Source organism: Rhizobium sp. M10 (genome assembly GCF_002531955.1).
Taxonomy (GTDB): Bacteria; Pseudomonadota; Alphaproteobacteria; order Rhizobiales; family Rhizobiaceae; genus Rhizobium; species Rhizobium etli_C.
The window spans coordinates 130,022-149,668 of sequence record NZ_NWTA01000003.1; the positions used below are offsets into that span (position 1 = coordinate 130,022).

Genomic DNA, 19,647 nt, shown 5'->3' on the forward strand with positions numbered 1-19,647 from the left:
GTTTCCCGCCGTTTCGCGTTTCAGCAGCCGTGCTTAGAGCCCTTTCCTGGTTAGATTGAATCATTCTGTTGGCTCAAACGGAGTCGGATGGTCGACCGGCCGGCGCGCGTCGTAGCCCAGCTCTACGGCCAAGCCGGCCGGGTCGAGCAGCCGGCCCGTTTCAGCCTACCCTCCCGCAGATTTGCCTCGCAAATCTGTAAGACTTGGGAATCGCCGGACGCACTGATCGCTTCGCCATAGCGAAGCGGTGCGGCCGGTGGGCCGGGCATCTCTAGCCGGGATCAGAGGCGATCGGCTCGGACGTACCTTGGGGTATGCCCATCGCCAATCGCCTCTGCCCCTGACGAAAACCTGCTCCGGCAGAATGCTTCAATCTAATCAGGAAAGGGCTCTAGGCGCTCCACCACCAGTCGCCGCTGTTATCGGCGACCTCGATGCCGGTCACATCGGCGTCGAGCAGCCAGTCGCTGACCGGCCGCCCCCTGACGACAAGGCCCGGGGCGATATCGGCAAGCGGCATCAGCACGAAACCGCGCTCGGTCATCCGCGGATGCGGCAGTTCCAACCGGGGCGCGTCCTGGACGACGCCGTCATAGGTCAGCACGTCGATATCGAGCGTGCGCGGCCCCCAGCGTTCGATACGCTCGCGTTTCATCTCGCGTTCGATCGAGAGGCAGACATCGAGCAAAGCTTCCGGAGGAAGCCGGGTTTCGACGGCGGCGCAGGCATTGAAGAAGAACGATTGGTCCGTCTTGCCCCAGGGCGGCGTGCGATAGAGCCGCGACACGGCGGTAACTCGACAATCGTCGTGCCCGTCCAGCCTTTGCAGCGCCGCTGCCATCGCCTTCACCGGCTCGCCGATATTGCCGCCGAGGCCGAGGGTGGCGGATCGGTATACGGCCTCAGGCAAAGTGCTCAACGCTCACCTGCACGAAATCGAGCACGCCAGGCACCGGCGCGTTCGGCTTGCGCACCGTGATCTTCGCCCGCCGGACCTGCGGAAATGTCTCGCAGAGCCCCTTGGCGATATCGAGCGCCAGGGCTTCGATCAGGTAGCGTCGCTTGCCGGTGACGATCTGCTCGATCACAGTGAAGGCGATGCCGTAATTGACGGTATCGTCGATCGAGTCGCTTTTCAGCGCCTCGCCGGCGACGACATCGAGCTCGGCATCGACGAAGAAGCGCTGGCCGAGGAATTCCTCCTCGTCATGCACGCCGTGGCGCGCGAAGAAGGCGCAGTTCTGCAGCGTGATCGTGTAGGTGGTCATGTCGGCCGCTTCCTCTCGAATTCCTGGCGCGCATTGAGCATAGCATCGGCGACATCAAGCGCATCCCTGTTGATTGCGACATTGTGCACCCGGAAAACCGCAGCTCCTTGGAGGCGCAGCAACACGCTCGTCGCTGCCGTCGCCACGTCCCGGTCCGACGCATCCCGCCCTGTCACGGTGCCGAGGAAACGCTTGCGGGAGGTGCCGGCAAGCAGCGGCAGGCCGAAGCGCGAAAGTTCGGAAAACCGCGCCATCAGTTCCAGATTCTCTTCTGCCGTTTCCTTGGCGAAGCCGAAGCCCGGATCGAGCACGATGCGATCTCTGTTGACGCCTGCTGCAGCGGCGATATCAAGCGACCGTTCGAGGAAATGCACCTGGTCGGCGATCACATCGGCAATTTTGACCCTGTCGCGGCCGGTATGCATGATGCAGAGCCCCGCCCCTGTCGCCGCGGCCAGGTCCGCGATACCGCTCTCCTTCTGCAGTCCGGAGACGTCGTTGATGATATGGGCGCCGGCGCTGACCGCAAGCCGCGCCGTCTCGGCGCGATAGGTGTCGATGGATATCAGCGCCTGGGTGCGGCCGCGCAGCGCCTCGATGACGGGCAGCACCCGCGCCTGCTCCTCCGAAGGGCTGACCGATGCTGCGCCCGGCCGGGTCGATTCGCCGCCGATGTCGACAATCGCGGCACCATCGCTCACCGCCTGCAGCGCGTGTTCGACGGCGGCATCGACGGTTTTGAAGCGTCCGCCGTCGGAAAAGGAGTCCGGCGTCACGTTGATGATCGCCATGATGAGAGAACGACGGCCGAGTTCGATCTCCCGGCCATGGCCCACACGCCATAAACTGCCTTCGAGCCCTGTCACCAGACTTATCCTATTGATGACGAAAAAAGCCGCCATCCGATATTGCGCTTGCGGTGGCTATGCCCCAAGCTCCTGTCGATTTCAACATGGATTGCGTTCAGAATGCCGCTTGCAGTGCGTTATATGGTCCTTCCTGTCGCCTTTTCCATTGCCCTTTCTCTCAGCGGCCCAGCGGCAGCCGAAGTGATCGCAACGAAAAGCTATTCCTATTTCGACATCCGCGGCAAAACCGCCGAGGAGCTCGACCAGGAACTCAGCCGGCGCGGCCCGACGGCAAGCGGCTCCTCGGCGCGCCATCCCGGCGCCACCAAAATCCGCTTCGGCGGCGAGGCCACTTATATTCAGGATGACGGCCGCTGCCGCGTCGGCAACGTCAAGGTCACGGTCCACACCCAGATCATCCTGCCGCGCTGGAACAGCCGCCGTGGTGCCAGCAAGGAACTGTCGATGATCTGGGACGCGCTGTCGAGTGACATCAAGCGCCACGAGGAGCGCCATGCCGAGATCGCCAGAGATCAGGCCCGCGCCATGGAGCGCGCTATCCGCGCTTTGCCGCAGCAGCGCAGCTGCGAGGCCATGCAGGAGCTCGTCTCCAACGAATCAGCTCGCGGTATAGAGGAGCACGATCGGCTGCAGGCGCGATTCGACCGGGTTGAAGCGGTCAATTTCCAGAAGCGCATGTTGAGATTGCTGAATAATCGAATCAACGGCCGAGCCGGCGGAAAATAAGGCTTTTTCAAGCTGGTTACGAGCAGAAAAACTTAGCTGCGCAACGAAACTTGTGCGAAACTTGCGCCCTCCCCAGCGTTTCAATGGTCATTTTTCATCCTGGCAGACTCAACCGGAACGCGTTAATATGAACACATTCGAAAGTTCAGCTACGGCATCTGGACTTTCATCGTTGGGTTCTCCTGGCGCGTTCCGAAGCCGCGGATGTTCCTCCCTCATCCGTAGGTAATGCGCCCGCCTCGCCTCGCTCGCACCAGCGCGCGAGGCGTCTTTTTTGTGGCTATGGCAGTGATCGCGGCGAATGCATGTCGCCCGGAAATGTGTAGCGGTTCCGGGACAACGACATGCATAAAAACAAAGAGCTAGAGCCTTTCCTGGTTAGATTGAAGCATTCTGCTGGCTCAAACGGAGTCGGATGGTCGACCGGCCGGTGGGCCGGGCATCTCTAGCCAGGATCAGAGGCGATCGGCTCGGACGTACCAAGAGGTATGCCAATCGCCTCTGCCCTGACGAAAACCTGCTCCGGCAGAATAATCTAACCAGGAAAGGCTCTAAAGCGCGTCGCATGAATCAAATTTGATGCGAGGCGCTTTGGGCGCCGGCCTCAGGCCTGGCGTTCCGGCACGTGCACGACGAGCCCGTCATAGGCGGCCTTCATCCGGATCTGACAGGAAAGCCGCGAGGTGGGGCGCACATCGAAGGCGAAGTCGAGCATGTCCTCTTCCATCGCTTCCGGCTGGCCAACCTTCTCCGTCCATTCTTCGTCGACATAGACGTGACAGGTCGCGCAGGCACAGGCGCCGCCGCATTCGGCCTCAATGCCGGGCACCGCATTGCGCACGGCATTTTCCATCACGGTGGAGCCTTGATCGACGTCGAGGTCGAAGCGCGTGCCGTCGAAGGCGACGATGGTAAGTTTGGGCATCAGCACTATTTCCGGTCTTGAAATGGGTGGGCGGCTTTACTTCCGACAATTCGACGCGTCAGTCAACATTCGGAAATTCGCCATAACCTCGCAGATCAGGCCGTCGCCCGCCGTCTTCAATGCGTCATATCGGACGTCGCAAAAAGACCCGTGGTTCCGCAATGGAACAACGGGCCTGCCCGCATGATTGCTTAAGGATAAGATCATACCGCCATTCAATCTGCCTCAGCGTCGCTTGTGCGTCTGAAAAGACGCGCGGCGCCGCGGCTCCTCGAACGAGCGGAAGAGCGATCAGCCGCGGCAGAGCTTCAGGATGAAATTCTCCGCGTCGAGAACGGCAGCGCCTAGCGCCGCCATCGTGCCGGCATCGCCGCCGGTCTCCTCGATGACTTCCGCCGTCTGCGACACGCGGAATGCGCCAACCGAACTTGCCGCGCCTTTCAGCCTGTGCGCGGCGGCCCCGACACGCACGGTCTCGCCGCTCGCAATATCCTGAAGGCACGCGCGGGCTTGACGGGCAAACATCTGAAGGACTTCGATTTCCAGCGTCTTGTCGCCCATCGTCTGCTTTGCGAGATGAACCAGGTCGATCGGCCGGACCTTCGAGGGACAGGGTCCCTTTGCATTGTCCGGCGCCTCGAATACGATATTCAATGCTGCCATCTGGGCCGCCATTTGCCAATTCTCCCGTCTCACGTCGTCCGCACTTGCAACAGTTCTGCGTCAGGAGGGTGGCCATCACGTTAAATTCCGGCACAGCGGGCACGGAAATCTCGGCGTATGGTTAATGTCCGTTAAATATCCCTAAATTATTGGTTTTTAAGCGGGGTCGAGGATTCAAAATTGTTAACAACGGGTTAACGAGCCGCAAATCTCAAGCCTTCATTAATTGTGTGAAGAGCCCAGATGTGTCACTACGATACTGGTGGAGCGGGTTTATGGTACGCGCCTTTGCCGAGTGAGTGGATAATGGTAGTGTTTTGATACCTTCCGTTTGAAAAAGCGGCTATCTACTCTGAAATGACATGCTTATCCGTCCGCGGTTGGGATGGAGGGCCGTAACGGCAAAGTTGTTCCGGGGTGAGGCGGAAGCCTGGGCAGCGCTGGCGGACCGGCCGACAGTAACGAGGCGTAACCGAATGGCGAATAACAAATACAATGAGTCGATAGAGGACAAGGCGTTCAAGGCATTGGACGAGGCGCTCCAGATCGATTTCGGCAAGGATAATGTGCCGTCTCGCCGCGGCGACGCGCCTGAGGCGCCGGAGGGGAATGTGTCTGATCCATCGAATGTGCGTAATCAGCAAGCCCAGGAAGAAGCGCAGCGCCGCAACCGCCGCGGCGCCAACGGCGAGCAGGCTTCCAGGGCTCCCGCCTTCGCACCCGCCAATGATGCCAGCCGCAATACGCCCGCCTCTATCCTGAAATCTTTCGACGGCGCCTCCAGCCGCTCGGCGATGCGCACCGCCACCCTGTTTTCCGTGCTCTGGGTGATGGCGGGCCTCGGCCTGATGTCGCTGCTTTACGCGCCGCAGATCTGGCAGATCCGGTCGCTGGCCGACCTCGTCGCCCTGCCCGGTGTCATTGCCGGCCTGGTCGGCATCATCATTCCGGTGATGATGTTCTATGCTTTCGCCATCATGATCTCCCGCGCCCAGGACATGCGCAACGCCGCCCGCTCCATGGCAGAGGTGGCATTGCGCCTGGCAGAGCCGGAAACCATCGCCTCCGAACGCATCATGACCGTAGGCCAGGCGGTGCGCCGCGAGGTCTCGGCCATGAACGAAGGCATCGAGCGCACCATCGCGCGCGCTTCCGAGCTGGAAACGCTGGTTCATTCCGAAGTCAACGCGCTGGAGCGTTCCTATGCGGACAACGAATTGCGCGTGCGCGGCCTTGTCCACGAACTCGGCTCCGAACGAGAGGCGATCGTCAATCATGCCGACCGCATCCGCACCTCGATCGGCAGCGTCCACGACCAATTGAAGGAAGAACTGTCGCTTGCGACCGAAGAGATCGCTGTGCGTCTCGCCACATCGGGCGAGGCCTTCGCCTCGCTGATCGACACGCGCGCAGCGACGATCCTGGAAAAATCGGACAGCGCCCTGCAGTCGATGGGCAGCCTGCTCGCCGCCAAGACCGATAGCCTGCTCCAGACGCTCAACGCATCCGGTTTCGCGCTGGCCACCGAATTCGACAACCGCCTCGAAGCGCTCTCCGTCAACCTCAACGAACACGGCGAAAAGCTTCTCAGCCAGTTCGAGACGCGCGCCTCGACCATGGACAGCAGCACCGAGAAGCTGAACGCAGCACTGAACGAGCGCACGCATCAGCTCAACGAAATCCTGATCGCCCGCACCCGCGAGATCAACGAAAGCCTGACGTCAGGCGAACGCACCATCGGCGGCACGCTCGACGACGTGCTGTCGAAACTGAACAGCGCGCTTGACGAAAAGGGCGCAAGCTTCCGCCAGAGCCTGCAGAGCACCGCCGACGACGCCGTCATGGATCTCGACCTTCGCTCCGGCTTCTTCGAAGAGCGGCTGCAGACGACGGTCGCCCAGCTCTCGACTGCCTTCGATGAGCGCGTCGCCGAATTCACCAGCGCTTTCGACAAGCGCACCGGCTCGCTCGATACGAAGCTGATGGAAAGCCTTGCCCGTATCAACGAGACGCTGACCGGCGGCTCGGATTCGATCGACGGCATCCTTAATTCCGGCATCGACCGCATCGGCTCCTCGATGACGGATCACTCGCTGGCGCTCGCCACCGCGCTCGCCACCAGCCACGAAGTGCTGGAAAACACGCTCGGCACTCGCAGCGAAGAAATCACCACTGCGCTGACCAGCCGCACCGGCGAGCTGACCTCGGCACTGCAGAACGCGACGTCGGACATCGCGCTGGCGCTTGCATCGGGCACTTCCGACCTGCAGAACAATCTCCAGGCTCGCTCAGTCGAGTTCCGCGATACGCTGCGCACGACCACCACCGAACTGACCGCCGCCGTTGCCGCCGGCACTGAAGAGGTGACCACCGCCTTCGGCGGCCGCGCCGAGGCGTTGAGCGGCGTGCTTACGGCACGCACTGCCGAAATCAGCGAGGCGCTCGGCGCAGCGCATGGACGCATCGACAGCGTCATGGCAGAGCGCGGCGGCGCGCTCGTCGAGGCGCTGACCAGCCATCACGGCCGCTTCGAGGAAGCGCTGACCACCCGCTCCGACGCGATCATCAACGCTGTCACGGGCACCCACGACCGTCTCGCCGAAACGCTCGACGAGAAGGCCATGGCGCTTGCCATCTCCTTGAACGAGAGCCAAGCCCGGATCGAAGATACGCTCGAAACCCGCTCCGCCACCCTGCTGAACGCCGTTTCCGGCACTCATGACCGACTGTCCGAGACGCTCGACGAGAAGGCAATGGCGCTCGCCATCTCCCTGAACGAAAGCCAGAGCCGCATCGAGGACACGCTCGAAACCCGCTCCGCAGCCTTCCTCAATGCCGTGTCGGGCACGCATGAGCGGCTGTCGGAAATACTCGATACGAAGTCAGCGGCGCTCACGACGTCCCTCGACGAGAGGCACGCCCGCATCGAGGATGCGCTCGGGACACGCGCCGAAGCGCTGCTCAGCACGATCGCCGGCACGCGTGACCGCCTTGCCGATACGCTTGATGAAAAGGCGATGGCGCTTGCCGTTTCCTTGAACGAAGGCCAGGCCCGTATCGAGGACACCCTGGAAACCCGTTCTGCAGCCCTGCTGAACGCTGTCTCCGGCACCCACGACCGCTTCGCCGAGACGCTGGACGGTAAGGCTTCGGCTATAGCCGCCTCGCTGAGCGAGACCCAAGCTCGTATCGAGAATACGCTCGAAACCCGCTCCGCCGCCCTGATGGATGCCGTTTCCGGCACCCATGACCGCCTCTCCGAAACCTTGGACGAAAAAGCGATGGCGCTTGCCATTTCGCTCAACGAGAGCCAGGCCCGCATCGAGGATACGCTGGAAACCCGCTCCGCGGCCTTGCTGAATTCCGTTTCCGGCACCTACGACCGCTTCTCCGAAACGCTCGACGAGAAGGCGATGACGCTTGCCATCTCGATCAACGAGAGCCAGGCACGGATCGAAGACACGTTAGGGACCCGCTCCGAGGCCTTCCTCAAGGCCGTCTCGGGTACACATGAGCGTATCTCCGAAACGCTCGACCAGAATACATCGGCGCTCGCTGCCACCTTGAACGAAGGCCAACGGCGACTGCAGGACACGCTGGAGACGCGCTCGGAATCCTTCCTCAACGCGGTTTCCGCCACCCATGACCGGCTGTCTGAGACTCTCGACGATCGGGCGATGGCGCTGGCCATCTCGCTGAACGAGAGCCAGAGCCGCCTCGAGGAGACGCTGACCTCAGGTGCCGATGCGATCACCAATGCGGTCTCCGGCACGCATGAACGCCTGAACGGCGTGCTCGACCAAAAGGCCAGCGCGCTTGCCGCTTCGTTGAACGAGGGCCAGGTCCGCATCGAGGAAGCCTTGGGGCACCGCACCGCCGCGATCATTGGCGCTGTGACGGCAAGCCACGACCGGCTCACCGATACGCTCGACGAAAAGACCATGGCGCTCGCCATTTCGCTCGACGACAATCAGAGCCGTTTCGACAGCGCGCTCGAAGCTCGCAGCAATTCCATCATGGAAGCCGTCGCCAGTGCCGAGGCGCGCGTCGCCGGCGCCTTTGCCGACAAGACCGATGCCATCCACAACGCCTATGCCGACAATCAGCAGCGGCTCGAAAATGCGCTTTCCCAACACAGTGCAGCCCTCTCGGGCGCTCTCGATGCCGGCGGCGCCCGCTTCGAGGACCTCGTCGGCGGCTTGACCGGCCGCATCGAAGGCCGCCTGAGCGATGCCCATGCGCGGCTCGGAGGCCTTGCCGAGGAGGCCGCAGCACGCATCGAGAGCGGACTGGATTCTGCCCATGAGCGCATCCGCACGACGCTTGAGGATCGCGCCAACGCCATCGATCTGTCGCTGAACCAGGCCCATACGCTGATCAGCGATACGCTGACCGAACAGGCAACCAGCATCGGCACATCGGTGGCGACAAGCATCAGCATGCTCGAAATGTCGCTGGAAGACCGCGAGGCTTCGATCCGTCAGGCGATCGATTCCGGCGCTCAGACATTGGAAGATCGCATGCATGCCGGCGCCGGTCAGATCGCCGGCCGCTTCCAGGAGGCGGCCAACACGATTTCGAGCTCCGCCCAGGGCCTTTCCACCCATCTCGACCAGTCCGTCGCAAGCCTTGCGGGACGTCTTGAAGAAACCGGTTCCCGTATGGAAGCGGGCCTGACTGCCATCGAGAGCCGCATTCGTGACGGCGTCGGCGGCGTTGCCGACAAGGTCGAAGCGGCCAGCAGCCAGCTGTCCGGCGTGCTCGCCGACGGCATTTCCCGTCTCGGCGCGCTTGGTGACGACACAACCCAACGCATCTCGGCGACGCTCGAAGGCAGCGCCGCAAATCTCACCCATGCGATCGACAGCCGGACCGCCAATTTGGCCGAGACGCTGGACAGCCGCACGACCACGCTGACCGGCGCCATCGAGGGCCGCACGGCAAGCCTCGGCGAAACCCTCGACCGCGGCAACGAGCGCATCGAGGAACGGCTTTCGACCATGGATCGCGCTTTGACCGTCGGCCTCGAAGCCGTCAACCGCACCATCGAAGGCAAGGCCGCCGGCCTCGCGTCGACGCTGCGCAGCGCGGTTGCCGAAGCAGCCCAGGGAATGGAAGGCGAAGCGACGAGAACCACCGAACTGCTCGGCAAGACCGGCCAGCAATTCGCCGAGGATCTCAATGCAAAAAGCGACGAATTCACCCGCACCATGGATGAGCGTTCGTCGCAGATCGTCACCCGCGTCGCCGAAGCCCAGAACCGTCTGGCAACCCAGGCCGCTGCCGTCGCCCAGACTTTCTCGGAAGCCGGCAATGCCATCGTCAACAAGGTTGCCGAGGCCGAGACGATCGTCGGCACGCAGGTCAATGCCATCTCCAAGGCGCTGTCGGATGCCGGCCAGTCTCTCGAAGCGCGCGGCGACGCCATCCGCTCGACGCTGTCGGGGGCCGGCAGCGAGATTTCCGCCACCATGGCGGATGTCGATCGGGCGCTCGAAGCTCGCAGCAGCGCCATCCGCTCCAATCTCGAGGAGCGTGCCCGCGAGATCGATACGACCTTCTCCGACATCGACCGGGCGCTCGAGGCGCGCGGCAACTCGATCCGCGCGACGCTCGAGGAACGCACCCGCGACCTCAACTCGATGCTTGCAGGCCGCTCGGTCGAATTGACGCGCATTCTCGACGAAACCGCCCGTCCGATCATCGATCGCTACACCGATGCCGGCGAACAAGCCGCCGCCCGCATCACCGCAGCCGCCAACCTCAGCGCCGACCGTCTGCGCACCGAAAACGAAGCGCTCGCCAGCGCCGTTGCCGCCCGCACCGAGAATGCCGCCAATGCCGTCAGCGCCATCGAAAACAGCCTGGTCGGCAACGTCAACGGTCTGGTCCAGCGCATGTCGGAAAGCAGCGCGGCGATGGCGATGATGATGAACCGCGCCGTCGAGCAGCTGACCAGCGTCGACAGCCGTCTCGGCGAAACCACGACGCGCTTTGCCGACTCCACCACCAAGGCTGCCGAGATGGTCAACGCCTCGACCCGGCTTCTCGAAGGCAAGGTCGACCGTCTTTCCGACATTTCGGGCCAGACACTGTCGCAGGTCGGCGGCATCATCGGCCGTTTCGACGAACACTCCAAGGTCCTGACTCAGGCCTCGCAGCTTCTGGGTGCGGCCCAGTCCAACCTTGCCTCGACGCTCGAGGAGCGTGAAGGCGCGCTGCAGGCGCTCTCCGTCAGCCTGGTGCAACGCTCCGACGAGATCGAAAAGACCATGCGCGGCCTTGGCGGCATGATCGAGACGGTGTTCGAGCGGGCCGAGCAGCGCTCCAACCAGGTCACCGGCAATCTGCGCCAGGGCGTGCAGTCCTCCTTTGCCGATATCGGCCGCATTCTCACCGAAACCGAAAAACGCGCCCAGGAAGCGGCCGAGACGATGCGCCAGGCGATCACCCGGGCCGGCGACGAGGCCAACACGACGATCGACGGCACCTTCGCCAATGTCGAGCGCCGTTCCGGCGATCTCTCCAACCGTATTCGCGGCGGCCTCACCGCCTCGTTGTCGGAAGTCGAGCGCATGCTCGGCGAGGCCGGCCGCGCCTCCGACGGTGCGGCTCAGCACATGCGGGAATCGCTGCGCGAGGCGATCGAGGATGCCGTCGGACGCTTCTCCGGCGCCACCGAGGATATCCGCCGCTCCGCCGCCGACATTCGCAGCGAGCTCGACGCCACCCGCGCCGAACTGAAGCGCGGCGCCTTCGACTTGCCCGAGGAAGCCAAGGAAAGCGCCTCGGCCATGCGCCGCGCCGTCGCCGAGCAGATCAAGGCGCTTCAGGATATCTCCCAGCTCGTCGGCCGCTCCAGCCAGCAGCTTGAAATCTCCGAGCCCGTCGCCCGCTCGCTTGCCCAGGTGCAGCCGGCGCCGCGCCCCGCTCAGCCGGTCGCAGCTCAGCCGCCGCAGCCAGCGGCACCGCCGCCGATCGAAGCGACGGGCCTGCGTGGAACGATCGCCCCGTCCGCTCCGGCCGTCGCCGCTCAGCGCGCCGCCCCGCAACCGACCCCCGCCCGCCAGGAATCAGGGCGCCAGGAACCGGCGCGGGAAAGCGGCGGCTGGATCAGCGATCTCCTGCGCGGTGCATCCCGTGACGAAGCCGCCGACGAGGCGCCGGCCCGGGCCCCGGCCCGCCCGGCGGAAACCGCCGCACCGACCACACGCAGCAACGACAGCCGCAATCCGCGCCATGTCGTGGAATCGCTGAACTCGCTCTCGGTCGATATCGCCCGCGCCATCGACCACGATGCCTCGGTCGATCTCTGGCGGCGTTACCAGCGCGGCGAACGCGACGTCTTCACCCGCCGCCTCTACACGCTGAAGGGCCAGCAGACCTTCGACGAGATCAAGCGCAAATATGACCGCGAGCCGGAATTCCGCACCGCCGTCGACCGCTATATCGGCGATTTCGAAAAGCTGCTCGCCGATGTCGCCCGCACCGACCCGAACCAGACTGTCACCCAGTCCTACCTCACCTCGGATACCGGCAAGGTCTACACCATGCTCGCCCACGCAGCGGGCAGGCTCCGCTAGAAGCCTGGCCGACGCCTTGGATCTAGAGCCGCCTGAACCTGTGTCAGGCGGCTTTCACTTATGATGCCGACAAGATCTGCTCCTATTCCCGGAACCGCGAACGAATGACCAAGGCCCTGCTGATCATCGACGTGCAGAATGCAATTCTCTTCGGGAAGGCCACGCCCGAGCGGCAATTCCAGGTCGATTCTGCGCTGGATGAGACCGTCGCTCGGCTTGCAGCGCTTCAGGAAAAGGCGCGACAGGCCGGCGCGCCGGTCGTGCTGGTGCAGCATGACGGCGGCAGCGGCCATCGATTGGCCGTCGGCACGCCCGGATGGGAACTGCGCCAGGAGATTGCGCCGAAACCCGGCGAGGTCGTCGTCCGCAAGCAAAGCGCCGACTCCTTCTTCGAGACCGATCTCGCCGAACGCCTGAACGAACGGGCGGTCACGCATCTCGTCATCGGCGGCTGCATGTCGCAATTCTGCGTCGACACGACCGTCAGGCGCGCCGTTTCCCTTGGCTATGACGTGACGCTGATTGCCGACGGCCACACCACAGGCGACACGGCGACCCTCACCTTCTCCGAAATTGTCGCCCACCACAACGAAACGCTCGACGGATTCGACGCGGGCAAGGCGGCGGTGGAAATCCGCCTCGCGGCCGCCTTTTCATAAAGCATCGGCAGCAACAGCCGATATCAAATCGGAAGCAGGCGCTCGGTCCTCAGCTTGACGATCAGCGCCTCGACAATCTCTGGCACACCCCTCGCAGCCGTATCGACAATGATCGGCCTCTGCCCCCAGTCGTCATATATCCGCTCGACGACTTCCTGCCACGTCGGTTTAATCAGACCTTCCACATCCGTTTTCCGCGTCTCGACCCGGCGGCGATGTTCGCTCTTGTCGGAACAGATCACCTCGACCTCGGCCGCGATCACGCCGGAGCGCGCGGCGACCGCCAGCCAGGCCTCGCGGGTTATTGTCAACGGGTTGACCGAATCGGCGATCACCATCCTGCCGAGCGTCAGATTATCCTCCGCAACGCCGTAAGCGACGACATAACCCGCCGGGCCGATGTCACTGGAAGGGTCACCCGACGCTCTGATCGCCTGCTCGATCGCATCGACCCTCACATGCACGGCTCCGAGCCGTCTCGCGAGGGCGCGCGCAATCGTCGTCTTTCCACTACCCGGTAAGCCGCCGAAGATCACCAGCATGGTCTCTCACCCGTTTGTGAATATGCGGCAGCGAAGCCGGACCGACTTGTCCGGCTTCGTCCATCCCTTCCTTGTAGAGGAGATGCATGGCAAGGCAAGCAGAAGTAGTCATCCGTAGCAACCGGGGCTATACGATCCCGGTTTCCGTCTTTTACCGATCGACTGCTATGCCCCAATTGTAAACGCACCGATCGAGACCGATGGCGATTTCCAGCACGAGGACATCGTGGTCGATGGCAGCTCCCTTCTTCGGCTGCGACCGGTAGCGCTGCGGAAAGTCCGTGCGGCGCGAGATCGAGCAGACCTCCATCCACTTGTCGCCATTGTCGACCTCGATATCCATCGTCACCTCGGAATAGGCCGGCAGCCGGTCGGAGGGCACGACCCGCGTCGGCAGATGGATCAGCGAGGCGATCATGCGGCGCACCGGTTCGAGGCAGGCGGCGTGATAGTCATTGCCGCTGTCGGCGGTGAAGGCGCATTGGAATTCGAGCTGCCAGAACTCCTTCAGCCGCATATGTTTTGTTGGCTGCTCCTGCTCGCGGCGATAGGACCGGCCCGCCTGCCAGACGCAGAGCGGCATCCGCGTCTTCGAATGGTTTGCGAGAATATGCTGCATATAGGCATAGGTCGACGGCGTGGTCTCCGGCCTCAGCACCAGCGCAGTGTCGCCGCCGGAAAGCTGTTCCTGGACCCAGATGTCGGCATTCGTATAGGCATTCGAAACCAGCGATCGCGGCATCAGCGCAGGTGCCTCGACCCTTCGCACATCCCAGGCCGGATTGACCGATCTCAGAAAACTGCGGACCTCTTGCGCGAAGAAGTCGATCATATGATCGCGCAGATGGATCTGGCGCTCTTCCCAATGGACGAGCGAATTGACTTGATAAATATTGAGCACGGTGCCTGTCTCCCTGGCAACCTTGATTGACGTGGTGAGGGGCTTTACGTCCAGCAGCGCGCCGGACGCCCGTAGCGCCCCGACGTCACAGCAGGACGCGAAGACCTCGTCCGCCGAAAGCGCGCGCGATCGCAGCCTGCGGGCAGGTGCTGATTTCGCGGAAAAAAAGCGCGCTCTTCATGCTCATGATGAATTTTCTACGTGCCGTCAGCGCCCTTGTCAAAACCGAAGACGGCAACGCAAAAGGAATCAGCTGTGGATAGGGCATTTTAATTGCCGCCTGTCCTTCATTTCGTCACAAACTTTCTTGATCGGCTTGCGTTTAGCCAACAGCTCACCCGACCGTCCAAAGACAGAGACAGTAATACCGATGACCAAGACGACCTCCCGCCTCCGTGCCACCGCGCTCTCGTCCGCCTTGCTGATGGGCGCGTTCGCCCAAGCTGAGGCCGGCCAGGCAAGCTTCGTCGTCGATGCGCAGTCAGGTCAGGTCCTTGAAGCCTCCAATCAGGACGATCTGAACTATCCGGCATCATTGACCAAGATGATGACGCTCTATCTCGCTTTCGAGGCTCTGCATGAGGGACGCCTCACATGGGAACAGAAGCTCACCATGTCGGAAAATGCCGAAAGCAAGGAGCCCTTCAAGCTTGCCGTCGGCGCCGGCCGTCAGGTGACGCTGCGTGAAGCAGTCGAAAGCATCGTCGTACTGTCTGCCAACGACTCCGCCGTGGCGATCGCCGAACAGCTCGGCGGCTCGGAACAGGCTTTCGCCAAAGCGATGACCGACAAGGCGCACCAGCTTGGCATGAAGGACACGGTCTTCAAGAATCCTTCGGGCCTTCCCGACCCGGAGCAGGTCACCACGGCGCGTGATATGGCGACCCTCGGCGTCTCGTTGATGCGGGACTTCCCCGAGGAGTTCAAACTCTTTTCCATGCGCGGCTTCCAGTTCCGAGGCATGAAACTACGCGGCCACAACAACCTGATGTATCGTTATGACGGCGTCGACGGCATCAAGACCGGCTATACCGACGCATCCGGCTATAATGTCGTGACGTCGGCGCTGAAGGGTGGCCGCCGCGTGGTTGGCGTCGTCATGGGCGAAAAGACCGCAGGCCTGCGTGACGACAAGATGGCCGGCTTGCTGGACAGCACCCTGTCGCCGTCAACCGCCACGGCGTACACTACACCGGGCACCCAGCCCGGAGCGACGATGACGGATACGCAGCCGACGAAATAGGCCGCAATCTATTTGAACGCCACTTCGAGGTGTTGCCGGTCTTGCGCAATCACCCTGCAATTCGTTTCGAAGCCTTCTCTTTTGATGGCAAGGACGAATTCCGAAGGAATGCCGGTCGTATTGGAGACCGAAATGCCGGCGCTCTCAGCGCCGATGGATTTGACGGTGCAATCGATGGTCGAACGCCGATCATTGAAGAGGATGGAGCCGGCCTTCAGCACCCGCCGCCGAGCGCCGATCGCGTGATCGGTATGAATGGAACTCCATGACACGCAGCGCTTGCGACCGCCGCGCTTGGCCTGATACATAGCGGCATCCGCCTGTGCCAAAAGGGTCTCGACATCCTTGCTGACCATCGAGAGCGCCGAGCTTCCGAGGCTCGCGGTGACGTGGAGAACACCATGATCGCCGTGGACAGGCTGGAGGGCGATGGCGGCTCGGAGTTTTTCGGCGACCGCGAGGGCACCTTGACGATCGACCTGCGGCAGCACGACGGCGAATTCCTCGCCGCCGATCCGGCCGAAGAGATCACCGGCGCGAAGGGCTGCCTTGCAGACCGAAGCCACCGCCTTGAGAACCTCGTCTCCCGCAGCATGTCCATGCTGGTCGTTCACCTGCTTGAAATGGTCGATATCGAAAACGATGCAGGAGAGCTCATGCTGGTGCCGCAAAGCGACCGAAATCAGCTGGTCGGCCTCTTGTTTAAAGGCGCGCCGGGTCATCGCCTCAGTCAGGCTGTCGGTGGCTGCCGACTGCATGAGATCGATGCGGTCCATCGCCGCCCCCGCCAGTTCCTGGAGAATGCCAAGGTCCCTGCTGCCGAACGATCGTGGCCGGCGGTCGATCGCGCATACCGTCCCGATCATATGCCCGGCCTTGGTTCTAAGCGGCACACCGGCATAAAAGCGGATATGATCCTCGCCGGTCACCGCGGAATGCTTCAAAAATCGTGCGTCCTGGGTGGCATCCTGCACGATGACGGGCTCGTCACAGTCGACCACGCAGCGGCAGAACGTGTCTTCCAGCGACACCTCGTCGGCCGACAGGCCGGAACAGGCCTTGTACCACTGCCGGTGCCCGTCGATCAGGGATATGATGCCGATGTCGATGGAAAAGATCTGCTTGATCAGGCGGACGATCCGCTCGAAGCCTTCGTCCCTCGGCGTATCGAGGAGATCGAGCTGCTGCAGCGCAGCCAAACGGTCGTTTTCGCGCTGGATCGCCTCCGGCGACGACTTTCCGAACACTCGTGCGACCACCATACAGCATGCCTCCTGACAGCGTTAACATGATGGGTTCCACAAATTCGTAAAAAGATTGAATACGGTGGCATCCCCAACCGCACGCAGCCAGGTTTTTTTCAGGTTGAGCAACCCTTGATGTCGACGCGCGCGGCCGCCAAATGCCATGTCAGATTGAGCGCAGCGTCCAGCTGACAATCTCAGAAACGACAATGGAAAAGGCGCGGTCAAGCGCCTTGACGAAGCCAACATTGTCCCCGCCGGCGGGCGCCATGGCGCGGAACACCTTCTGGGCGCGCACCGAACCGTTGCGGTCGTTGAGGAGCTTGACGGAGATTTCGACCACCGCCTGGTTGCCGCTCGACGCATCGATCTCGAAGGAGCGGATATCGGTAACGACCTGGTAGTCGATCGCCAGCCCCTGCCCCGGCAAGCCGACGCCGCCGAGCTTGCCCGAATTTTCGAAGGCCTCGACCAGTTTCGACTGCACGATGCGCGGCAGCTTGTCGCCCCACTGCGCCCGCGAAAGATACTGGATCTCCGAAGGCGAGACGCGGATGACGATCTGCTCGCTGTCGAGCGACCTCAGCGCCGTCGGGCCGGCAATCAGGATCTGGCGGGATTTGGCCGCGGGTCCGTCGCCGTCGACGGTACCCGCCAGGTCATAGGTATCGTTCTTGGCCGCGGTGCCGCACCCGGAAAGAATCAGCGCCGTCAGCGGCAGCGCGATCACCGTTCCCCTGATCCATGAACGGCGCGACAACAGATGCGATGCGACCATATTAGGCTACCCCTGACTTCCCCTGTTAGCGCCGCGTCCGGCCGTCATACTGCTTGACCGTGTCCCCACCGAAGATCAGGCGTTGCGGATTGCGGTCGAAGTTGGTGATCGTCTCGTTCAGATTGTTCACTGTCCCGCGCATGTCGTTGACGAGAGTCTGCACGTCGCGCAAGCCGCCGCTCGAGAATTTCTGCAAATTGTCGGCGATCGGCCCGATTCGCGAATTCAGATTGTCGGCGACCTTCTTGAAGGATTCCAGCGTTTCGCGCGCTTGTGCGAACATCGATTGCGTATTGTCGGTCCCGAGCAGCGCATCGACCTTGATGAGAATGCCGTCGATGCGGGTCGATGCTGAGTTCAGCTTGTTGGCCAGCTGCGATACGTCCTGGATCGTCTGGTCGATATCCTTCTGGCGTCCCGAAACCGTGTTGGCGACATCGCGGATCGAGGCGACGGCAGCGCGGGCATCCTTGGTCGCCTGCGAGATGTCGTCGACCGACCCTTTGAGCTTGGCCGGATCGATCTGGGCGACGAGTATATCGACGCGGTCGAGTGTGTCCTGCGCCTGCTTGCCGAAATCGTTGAACGTGGTGGCCGTCTCGTCGAACTTCTGGATCGCGCCCCTGAGATCGCCCGAGGCATCGGCGACGTTGGCGGTGATCCTTTCGGCATTCGAGACGATGCGGTCGATCTTCTGGGCGTCCACCGCCTTGACCAGCGATTCCACAGCTTGAAGCGTCGAATCGACCCGGCCCGAAACCGCCTTCACCGTATCGGAGAGCTCGCCGACGCTTTGCAGGAAGGCGTCGATATTGTCGGAATTCTTGGCAAGCGCATCCGAGAAGGTTTCGGCATTCTTGAAGGTCTGGGTCAGCGGCGCCCGCGAATCCTCGATGAACCCCTGAAGTTCGCCGACGGCATCGTTGGCACGGTCGAGGATCTTGTCTGCAGTGGCGAGAAGATTGGTGACGCTCGACTGGTCGGCGACGATGACGGCGCGTTTGTTATTCTCGATCGCATGTTTGAGGATGCTTTCCTCGCCCTTGCGGCCGCCCGACAGTTCGATATAGGCAGCCCCGGTGAGGCCCTGGATTTCGAGGGCGGCCTTGGTCGAGGGATAGATCGGCGCATCGGTGCGCACCTGGGTGAAAGCCAGCGAATATTGCGGATCGTCGGCATCGATCGACAATGTCTGCACTGAGCCGATCTGGATGCCGTTGAAGCGCACCGGCGAGCCGACGCTGAGGCCGTTCGCCGAACCGGGAATTCGCACGATCAGTTCGGTCATCGGGCCGCCGCGGCCATATTCGGCCATCCAGTAGACGAAGCCGAAGGCCGCCGCGATCACCAGCACCGTGAAAAAACCGACAATTGTGTAATTGGCTTTGGTTTCCATCTTATCCGGTCACTTCCCGCTGCTGCCGTGGCGTGCGCCTTCGTCCTGCGGCACGATCGACCGCGCCCGCTTACCTCTAAAATAGGCCTGTACCCACGGATCGTCATAGGCCAGCATGTCGTCGATCGTGCCTTCCACCATTACCCGCTTCTTTCCGAGCACAGCAATACGGTCGCAGACCGAAAACAGGCTGTCGAGATCGTGCGTCACCATATACACGGTCAGTCCCAGACTATCGCGCAGATTGGCGATCAGTTCGTCGAATTCGGCCGCCCCGATCGGATCGAGACCGGAAGTCGGTTCGTCCAGGAAGACGAGTTCGGGATCGAGCGCCAGGGCGCGTGCAAGGGCGGCGCGCTTGATCATGCCGCCCGAAAGCTCGGACGGATATTTGTCGGCGGCATCGGCCGCGAGCCCCACCATGCGGATCTTCAGATGCGCCAGTTCATCCATCAGCGAGCGCGGTAGATCGAGATATTCGCGCATCGGCACCTGGATGTTTTCCTTGACCGTCAGCGACGAGAACAGCGCCCCCTGCTGGAACAGCACGCCGAGCCGCATGTCGAGCGCGTTGCGCTGCGGTTCGTCGAGTTCGTCGAAGTCCTGGCCGAGGATCTTGATCGTGCCGGAGCGGCGCGGCAGCAGCCTCAGCACCGTGCGCATCAGCACCGATTTGCCGGTACCCGACGCGCCGACGAAGCCGAGGATCTCGCCGCGATAGATATTGAGGTTGAGATTGTCGAGCACCACCTTCGAGCCAAAGGCGACGGTGACGTCGCGCGCCGAAAGCACGACATCCCTGCCCTGTCCTTCGCTTTCGATCGCTTGCTCGTTCACGCGGTCCGCCATG

15 protein-coding genes are annotated in these 19,647 nt (G+C 62.5%); 4 read left to right on the top strand and 11 right to left on the bottom strand.

Translation table 11 applies throughout. The annotated features are described in order from the left end of the window. Positions 1-391: 391 nt before the first annotated feature. The 3 genes from folK to folP are packed head-to-tail and all read right to left on the bottom strand — an operon-like array spanning position 392 to position 2,134. Complete coding sequence (gene folK, locus CO671_RS05935) at positions 392-910, bottom strand: 2-amino-4-hydroxy-6-hydroxymethyldihydropteridine diphosphokinase (RefSeq protein ID WP_097605170.1); 519 nt, start codon at positions 908-910, stop codon at positions 392-394. Continuing rightward, complete coding sequence (folB, locus tag CO671_RS05940; RefSeq protein WP_009986496.1) at positions 903-1,268, bottom strand: dihydroneopterin aldolase; 366 nt, start codon at positions 1,266-1,268, stop codon at positions 903-905. The genes folK and folB overlap by 8 nt, the downstream gene beginning before the upstream one ends. Beyond that, positions 1,265-2,134, bottom strand: coding sequence for a dihydropteroate synthase (gene folP / locus CO671_RS05945; RefSeq protein WP_097605431.1), 870 nt, complete (start codon positions 2,132-2,134; stop codon positions 1,265-1,267). Before folP ends, folB begins: the two co-directional genes overlap by 4 nt. Positions 2,135-2,236: 102 nt before the next feature. Between folP and CO671_RS05950 the strand changes: the two genes are divergently transcribed. Then, complete coding sequence (locus tag CO671_RS05950; RefSeq protein WP_097605171.1) at positions 2,237-2,863, top strand: DUF922 domain-containing protein; 627 nt, start codon at positions 2,237-2,239, stop codon at positions 2,861-2,863. 604 nt (positions 2,864-3,467) lie between these two features. Here the strand turns inward: CO671_RS05950 and CO671_RS05955 are convergent. After that, positions 3,468-3,788, bottom strand: a complete 321-nt coding sequence (locus CO671_RS05955) for a 2Fe-2S iron-sulfur cluster-binding protein (protein ID WP_010029491.1) — start codon at positions 3,786-3,788, stop codon at positions 3,468-3,470. Positions 3,789-4,079: 291 nt separating this feature from the next. Beyond that, entirely contained in the window at positions 4,080-4,463 is a 384-nt protein-coding gene (locus CO671_RS05960; protein WP_010029490.1) for an Hpt domain-containing protein, read from the bottom strand. Positions 4,464-4,927: 464 nt separating this feature from the next. Between CO671_RS05960 and CO671_RS05965 the strand changes: the two genes are divergently transcribed. Both CO671_RS05965 and CO671_RS05970 read left to right on the top strand, forming a co-directional pair. Continuing rightward, positions 4,928-12,034 (top strand): hypothetical protein, encoded by a 7,107-nt coding sequence (locus tag CO671_RS05965; protein WP_097605172.1) that lies wholly within the window; start codon positions 4,928-4,930, stop codon positions 12,032-12,034. Positions 12,035-12,138: 104 nt separating this feature from the next. Then, the gene (locus CO671_RS05970) at positions 12,139-12,693 is read left to right on the top strand and encodes a cysteine hydrolase family protein (RefSeq protein ID WP_097605173.1); all 555 of its coding nucleotides are present in this window, start codon (positions 12,139-12,141) and stop codon (positions 12,691-12,693) included. A 23-nt stretch (positions 12,694-12,716) separates the two neighbouring features. Here CO671_RS05970 and CO671_RS05975 read toward each other — a convergent pair whose 3' ends face one another. Continuing rightward, positions 12,717-13,235: an AAA family ATPase gene (locus CO671_RS05975; protein WP_097605174.1), complete on the bottom strand. Its 519-nt coding sequence runs from the start codon at positions 13,233-13,235 to the stop codon at positions 12,717-12,719. 151 nt (positions 13,236-13,386) lie between these two features. Continuing rightward, positions 13,387-14,136, bottom strand: coding sequence for an aminoacyl--tRNA ligase-related protein (locus CO671_RS05980; protein WP_097605175.1), 750 nt, complete (start codon positions 14,134-14,136; stop codon positions 13,387-13,389). Between the two features lie 370 nt (positions 14,137-14,506). Between CO671_RS05980 and CO671_RS05985 the strand changes: the two genes are divergently transcribed. Next, complete coding sequence (locus tag CO671_RS05985; RefSeq protein WP_097605176.1) at positions 14,507-15,379, top strand: D-alanyl-D-alanine carboxypeptidase family protein; 873 nt, start codon at positions 14,507-14,509, stop codon at positions 15,377-15,379. An 8-nt stretch (positions 15,380-15,387) separates the two neighbouring features. Here CO671_RS05985 and CO671_RS05990 read toward each other — a convergent pair whose 3' ends face one another. From CO671_RS05990 to CO671_RS06005, 4 genes are all read right to left on the bottom strand, one after another. Beyond that, entirely contained in the window at positions 15,388-16,641 is a 1,254-nt protein-coding gene (locus tag CO671_RS05990; protein ID WP_097605177.1) for a sensor domain-containing diguanylate cyclase, read from the bottom strand. A 148-nt stretch (positions 16,642-16,789) separates the two neighbouring features. Then, entirely contained in the window at positions 16,790-17,401 is a 612-nt protein-coding gene (locus tag CO671_RS05995) for an ABC-type transport auxiliary lipoprotein family protein (RefSeq protein WP_097605178.1), read from the bottom strand. Positions 17,402-17,426: 25 nt separating this feature from the next. Continuing rightward, entirely contained in the window at positions 17,427-18,797 is a 1,371-nt protein-coding gene (locus CO671_RS06000; RefSeq protein ID WP_097605179.1) for an MlaD family protein, read from the bottom strand. Positions 18,798-18,806: 9 nt separating this feature from the next. Beyond that, positions 18,807-19,646: an ABC transporter ATP-binding protein gene (locus CO671_RS06005; RefSeq protein WP_097605180.1), complete on the bottom strand. Its 840-nt coding sequence runs from the start codon at positions 19,644-19,646 to the stop codon at positions 18,807-18,809. Position 19,647 lies beyond the last annotated feature (1 nt).

Bases quoted from the DNA above. Each gene is read 5' to 3' on its own strand.
- CO671_RS05975 (WP_097605174.1), bottom strand. From the start codon at position 13,235: ATGCTGGTGATCTTCGGCGGCTTACCGGGTAGTGGAAAGACGACGATT.
- CO671_RS05985 (WP_097605176.1), top strand. From the start codon at position 14,507: ATGACCAAGACGACCTCCCGCCTCCGTGCCACCGCGCTCTCGTCCGCC.
- CO671_RS05995 (WP_097605178.1), bottom strand. From the start codon at position 17,401: ATGGTCGCATCGCATCTGTTGTCGCGCCGTTCATGGATCAGGGGAACG.
- CO671_RS05955 (WP_010029491.1), bottom strand. From the start codon at position 3,788: ATGCCCAAACTTACCATCGTCGCCTTCGACGGCACGCGCTTCGACCTC.
- CO671_RS05965 (WP_097605172.1), top strand. From the start codon at position 4,928: ATGGCGAATAACAAATACAATGAGTCGATAGAGGACAAGGCGTTCAAG.
- folB (WP_009986496.1), bottom strand. From the start codon at position 1,268: ATGACCACCTACACGATCACGCTGCAGAACTGCGCCTTCTTCGCGCGC.
- CO671_RS05950 (WP_097605171.1), top strand. From the start codon at position 2,237: ATGCCGCTTGCAGTGCGTTATATGGTCCTTCCTGTCGCCTTTTCCATT.
- CO671_RS05960 (WP_010029490.1), bottom strand. From the start codon at position 4,463: ATGGCGGCCCAGATGGCAGCATTGAATATCGTATTCGAGGCGCCGGAC.
- CO671_RS06005 (WP_097605180.1), bottom strand. From the start codon at position 19,646: ATGGCGGACCGCGTGAACGAGCAAGCGATCGAAAGCGAAGGACAGGGC.
- CO671_RS05970 (WP_097605173.1), top strand. From the start codon at position 12,139: ATGACCAAGGCCCTGCTGATCATCGACGTGCAGAATGCAATTCTCTTC.
- CO671_RS06000 (WP_097605179.1), bottom strand. From the start codon at position 18,797: ATGGAAACCAAAGCCAATTACACAATTGTCGGTTTTTTCACGGTGCTG.
- CO671_RS05990 (WP_097605177.1), bottom strand. From the start codon at position 16,641: ATGGTGGTCGCACGAGTGTTCGGAAAGTCGTCGCCGGAGGCGATCCAG.